The 5,125-nt window shown below is 68.7% G+C and carries 5 protein-coding genes and 1 pseudogene; 3 read left to right on the top strand and 3 right to left on the bottom strand.

Going from position 1 to position 5,125, the window contains the following annotated elements:
* On the bottom strand, positions 1-1,299 hold a 1,299-nt coding region (locus WA805_RS23075), incomplete at its 3' end, for an IS1380 family transposase (RefSeq protein WP_425243385.1).
* Between the two features lie 230 nt (positions 1,300-1,529).
* On the opposite strand from WA805_RS23075, the gene WA805_RS23070 reads away from it, so the two are divergent.
* Entirely contained in the window at positions 1,530-1,673 is a 144-nt protein-coding gene (locus tag WA805_RS23070; protein ID WP_422290106.1) for a hypothetical protein, read from the top strand.
* A 332-nt stretch (positions 1,674-2,005) separates the two neighbouring features.
* Here WA805_RS23070 and WA805_RS23065 read toward each other — a convergent pair whose 3' ends face one another.
* Entirely contained in the window at positions 2,006-2,407 is a 402-nt protein-coding gene (locus WA805_RS23065; protein WP_422290108.1) for a VOC family protein, read from the bottom strand.
* 136 nt (positions 2,408-2,543) lie between these two features.
* On the opposite strand from WA805_RS23065, the gene WA805_RS23060 reads away from it, so the two are divergent.
* The gene (locus WA805_RS23060) at positions 2,544-3,050 is read left to right on the top strand and encodes a MarR family winged helix-turn-helix transcriptional regulator (protein ID WP_422290110.1); all 507 of its coding nucleotides are present in this window, start codon (positions 2,544-2,546) and stop codon (positions 3,048-3,050) included.
* Positions 3,051-3,458: 408 nt separating this feature from the next.
* Here WA805_RS23060 and WA805_RS23055 read toward each other — a convergent pair whose 3' ends face one another.
* On the bottom strand, positions 3,459-4,382 hold the full coding sequence (locus WA805_RS23055) for a LysR family transcriptional regulator (protein ID WP_424558639.1): 924 nt from the start codon (positions 4,380-4,382) through the stop codon (positions 3,459-3,461).
* A gap of 107 nt (positions 4,383-4,489) precedes the next feature.
* On the opposite strand from WA805_RS23055, the pseudogene WA805_RS23050 reads away from it, so the two are divergent.
* Positions 4,490-5,125: pseudogene (locus WA805_RS23050) on the top strand (hypothetical protein); the annotation flags it as partial.

Genomic DNA, 5,125 nt, shown 5'->3' with positions numbered 1-5,125 from the left:
GTGCCGGGCGGTGCGGGCGGCGACCGCGATCAGGTCACGGCGGATCGTCGCCCCGCGCGCTTTCGCGAAGGGCAGGCTGGCCAGGGCGCCGACCGCGCGGAGCAGGTTGTGCGCCATGGCGGCGATCGACAGCCAGGCCGCGTTCGCGGCGAAGACGCCTGAGGGCATGTGAGCGAGCGGGCCGCTGGTGACGTCGGCGAAGACCTGCTCCACGACCGCGTGGTCGCGGTGCTGCCCCTCGGCCTGGACCAGCCCGAACGGCGAGTCGGTGAACACGGCGTGGTAACGCCAGGCCGGGAACAGCTCGTCCATCCCCTCGGCGGCCTTCTTGTTCTGGTCGCGGACCCGGCGGACGATCAGCCGGGCGGTGACCGCCTGGCCCTTCTTCGACGCGAACGCCGTGTACCCGGTCTCGGCGACCTCGGCGTCGGAGACCCAGCAGTCCAGCTGGTCGTCCCAGACCGCTTGCGGGTACCGGATGGCGGTCCAGGCGTCTTCGCCGATGGCGGCGATGGCGGCGCGGATGCTGGAGTTCATGGGAACGGTGACGGAGAACCTTGCGCCGCCGCGGCGGACCGCGCCGAGCACCGCGGCGTTGTAGAACGCCGAGTCCATCCGGACAATGATGGTCCCGGCGCAGCCGCAGTCCCGCGCGGTGCCGATCGCCTGGGCGGCCATGCTGGCCGCGCCGCGCGCGGAGGCGGCGTTCCCGCCGCGCAGCCTCGTGCAGGCGATCACCGGCGCCGCGATCGGCGTGCTGATCACCGCGGCCAGCGCGTTCAGGCCCCTTACCAGCAGCGACTTCCCCTGGATCTTGGTGTGGCCGAACTTCGCGCCCTGCTTCCGGTGCCCGTAGACCCGCTTCTGCATCGAGTCGATATCGATGAACGCGAGGGTTTCCGCGCCGGGCAGCAGCGGCGCCTGCCGGGCCAGCTCCGCGAGGAACTCCCGGCCCGCTTTCTCTAGCTGGCTGACGTTCCCCCACGTATAGGAGCGCAGGTGCGAACCGAGCGTCGACGGGGCGCGGATCCCGCCGAACAGCCTGTCCATCGCGCCGTGCCGCAGCATGTCCATGTCATCGATCGAATCCGCGCCCGCGGCCATCCCAGCGACCAGGCACGGGACCTTCAGATGCGCGTTGACGCCGCACTCGCCGCCCGGCGTGACGCGCTCCGCGACCAGGTCCGCCAGGCCGGCGCGCTCGGCGAGCGCCATCACCGGCACCAGGCCGGCGTGCGACACGAGATTCGGGTCGTCAAACGATGCGTGCGCCTTCGCCAGGCTATGCAACAATCGCACTTGCGAGGTGTCCTCTCGAACCGGGAACTGGAAGCGTCAGCAACTTCCATTCTCCCAGCTCAGAGGGCACCTTTTGCGTTAACACGCCCGAAAGGCACCACTATTTGACCGGTGGATCGAGGCTTAGAGCATCACGTCGAGAAGGAATACAGCGCATGCCCGGTCAAGGGTGCCCTAGCTCCTCCCTGCCGGATAGGAATGCCTACTGAAGCAATAGCATCTGTGACCCCATGCTCACAGAACATCCGCTCGGGCGCGGGGTGGCATGGCGAGTGGCGGGCCGACCGATGGGCACGTTCTACCCGTTCCTGTCCGGCCGGGACAACCTGCGCGCGCTGGCTCGGCGATTCCTAGCCGTGCCGGTCGGCCTGTGACAACCCCACTGAGGGACTGAAGTTCAGCGGCATCGTGGCAAGGAAGGCCAGGTGGGCGATTCCCTGGGCGGACCGCCAGTCGAACCGGTCAGGATAGCGTGCGAGCGCGTTCGACAGCAGTTGCGCCGCCCGCCCGTCCAGCTACCGGAAACACGGTCCGCCGCGTGTCCTGGCCGGATTTCACTTACCCCGCACCCGGGCCGGGGGAAGCACCGACAATTCAGAGCTGGTTCCTCCGGCCAGTTTGATGACCTTGGATCGACGGTCACCGTCGAAGGTAGCCGCCGATCCAAGATCATCGATGGGGCTCAGTTAGTGCTCGGACGTGGCAACTACTCGGGCTGCCATATCACCAGATCGAACTCGTTGCCCTCCGGGTCGGCGAACGTGGTCTGGCGGACCGCCGCTACGCCAGGGGGAAGCGCCGCAGGCGGGAGCTTGATCTCGTTAAGCGCCCTGGCGCCCAGGGCGGTCAGTCGCTCGATCTCCTCGTCGTAGTGGTCGGTGACCAGGACAGGATGGACGCTGTTCTTGGCCGTCGCGGGCCCGGCGGGATTGTGGAGAATCATCCGGGGGCCGCCCTCGGGGTCGGTGACGTCGACCGCCGTGTCCCCGGCGACCGCGCCCGGGCTGACTGGGCGGCCGAGGGCCTTCCCCCAGAAGTCCGCCAGGGCGGCGGGATCGGCGGCGTCGATAGTCAGGGCTGCGAAACTCAGGCTGACGGTGGTGGTCATGGTTGCTTGCTTCCTTCCGATGGGTCGGCTGGGCGCTCGACTGACTTAAACCGTTAACTCACGGTATCCGATATCACTTCACGGTGCAAGTCATAAGAGTACTGAATCACTTCAATTTTTAAGTTATACTGTCCTCATGGACCCGCAGGAGCCCCACTGGCTCGACGCCGAGGAAAGCCAGGCCTGGCGCGCTCTGGCCAAGGCGCTGTTCAGGCTGCCGACCGCGCTCGATGCGCAGCTGCGCCGCGACGCCGGGATCAGCCACTTCGAGTACGAGGTGCTGGCCCTGCTGTCGGAAGCGCCGGACCGCACCCTGCGGATGAGCGAACTCGCAATGTGGGCTGGGGGCTCGCTGCCGCGCCTGTCCCAGGTCGTCGCGCGGCTGGAACAGCGCGGCTGGGTGCGCCGCACCCCCGATCCGGCCGACGGCCGCTACACCCTGGCGACCCTGACCGGCCAGGGCCAGGCGAAGGTGACCCAGGCCGCGCCCGGCCATGTCCAGGAGGTCCGCCGCCTGGTCTTCGACCCGCTCACCAAGGCCCAGTCCCGGCAGCTGCGCGAGATCAGCCGGCGCATCATCCGCGCCATCGACCCCGACGACCAGCCGCGGCCCGCCGCCATGCCCGCACAGGCACCTCAGTGACCGGCATCCCCAGCCACGGCGCGCCGACGCTGCCCGACGACCGGCCCTGACCGCGGCAGTTGTTCGACTGGTGCGGGCTCCGGAAACCCCACGGCTGCCATGGAAGAAGCACGCAGAAGTCCGGGCCTGACCAAACGATGTGGCGTGCTCCGGACAGAACGGCAAGCCGGCTTGAAGAACGAGTTTTGCCAGCGGGTCCGCGGACTTCTGACCGTATCCGGCCGGGGTCAGTCGAGGGTTCCCGTCAAAGGCCATGATGCAACCGGCAAGCGCCTCGCCTGAAGGCCGGTGACGTCCGCAGCGGACCGGGCCAGCCTGCGCGCCACGCATGCCCGCGCTGAAGTGTGGCGGTCCCCCGCTGGCTGATCTGGCTGATGAGGCAACGCGATCACGGCGGAGTCCGGGGAGTCATCGTCGGGGACCAGCTGCGATGCGGGTCCCGATCGCGGCGAGGCTCTCCCGGAGCCAGAGGTGGCCAGCGTCGTGGGTGTGGACTGGGTGCCACCAGAGGGCCTCTTGTACCGGGACCGCATCGAAAGGGCAGTCGAGCAACCGGATGCCGCTGCCGGGACCGAGTCCGAGACGTGCGGCGAGCAGGGCCTGGATCATCGCGACCCGGCGAGTCCCGGCGACCAAGGCGGGCAGCAACTGGAAGCTGTCGACTGAGACCTGGACACGGGGCTCAATGCCGAGCAGCGATAGCTGCCGGTTGACCGGAGCGTCGTAGACCCGCTGATAGGTCGCCCAGGGCAGGGCGGCAAGCTGCTCGAGGGTGATCGACTCGCCCACTTCAGGATTGTCCTCGGCGACCGCGCACACCCAGCGGTCGCGGAACAGTTCGACGGCGGGCAGGCCGCTGATGATCCCGTGCGGCATGAACAGGCCGTCGACGGTGGATAGCTGCGCGGCCGGGTCGTCGATGATCGTGGCGGGCACCTGGCGGAAGGTGATCCTCACCTGAGGAGCCTGAGCGCTGAGCTCACGGGCCAGCCGGTCCCCGATTACCACGACTGCGTAGTCGGAGGCGAGGAGGGTGAACTCGCGGTGCTCGCGCGCGGGGTCGAAGCGCGGTTGGCTGCCGAAGACTAGGTCGAGCATTTCGCAGGCGACCTGGGTCCGGTCGAGCAGCACCTTGCCCAGGGCGGTCAGCTCATAACCACTGCCCTTCCTGGCCAGCAGATCGTCACCGAAGTGGCGGCGCAGCCGGCCGAGTGCGGCGCTCATCGCAGGCTGACTGAGTCCGATCCGCTCCCCTGCCCTGGTCACATTGCGCTCGGTCAGCAGAGCACGCAGCGCTACTACGAGGTTCATGTCGAGTCCGGCGAGATTCACGGACACGATGGTATCCGCCTCGTGGATTAGCATCATCAGAAGAATCGATTTCATAAATCTCGCTGTCCGGTCCACAGTGGTCACACCGAAGGGCGGGAGGTGGTCCTGTGGCGAAGTCGTCGCAACCCATGCAGTCAGATCAGGCGAGCCCGCCTGCCGCGTCGCCGGAGTTGCTTGACCGGTCGGACCCGGAAGCGGAGATCGCACGCGCGGTACGGGCGTACTCCAACTGGGGCCGGTGGGGCGCCGACGACGTGCTCGGCACGGCTAACTTCATCACCGACGGGCTGCGCCGGGCCGCCGCCGGCCTGGTGCGGCGCGGAGCCAGCTTCTCGCTGTCCCAGCGTTTCGACATGGACGGGCCGCAGCGCGGCTGGCGGCGGCGGACCAACCCGGTGCACACCATGCTGGGCACCGGGACCGACGCGGCCCTCGGCAACCAGGGGTTCCCGCACGGCATTGGCGGCGCCGACGACGTGATCGCCATGCCGCTGCAGTGCTCGACGCAGTGGGACGGGCTCGGGCACATCTTCGACCACGGCAAGGCGTGGAACGGCCGGGACGCGGCGCGGACCGTCACCTCCGACGGCGACTTGGTGACCGGCATCGAGCAGCTGGCCAGGCCGATGTGCGGGCGCGGAGTGCTGCTCGACGTAGGGCGGGTGATCGGACCCGCGCACGGCACCGCTGGCGGCGGGCGCGGCGAGCTGCCCGACGGCTTCGCGATCACGGCCGAGCACCTG

Source organism: Trebonia sp., assembly GCF_049794275.1.
GTDB lineage: Bacteria > Actinomycetota > Actinomycetes > Streptosporangiales > Streptosporangiaceae > Trebonia.
This window is presented reverse-complemented; position numbering and strand designations above follow the sequence as displayed.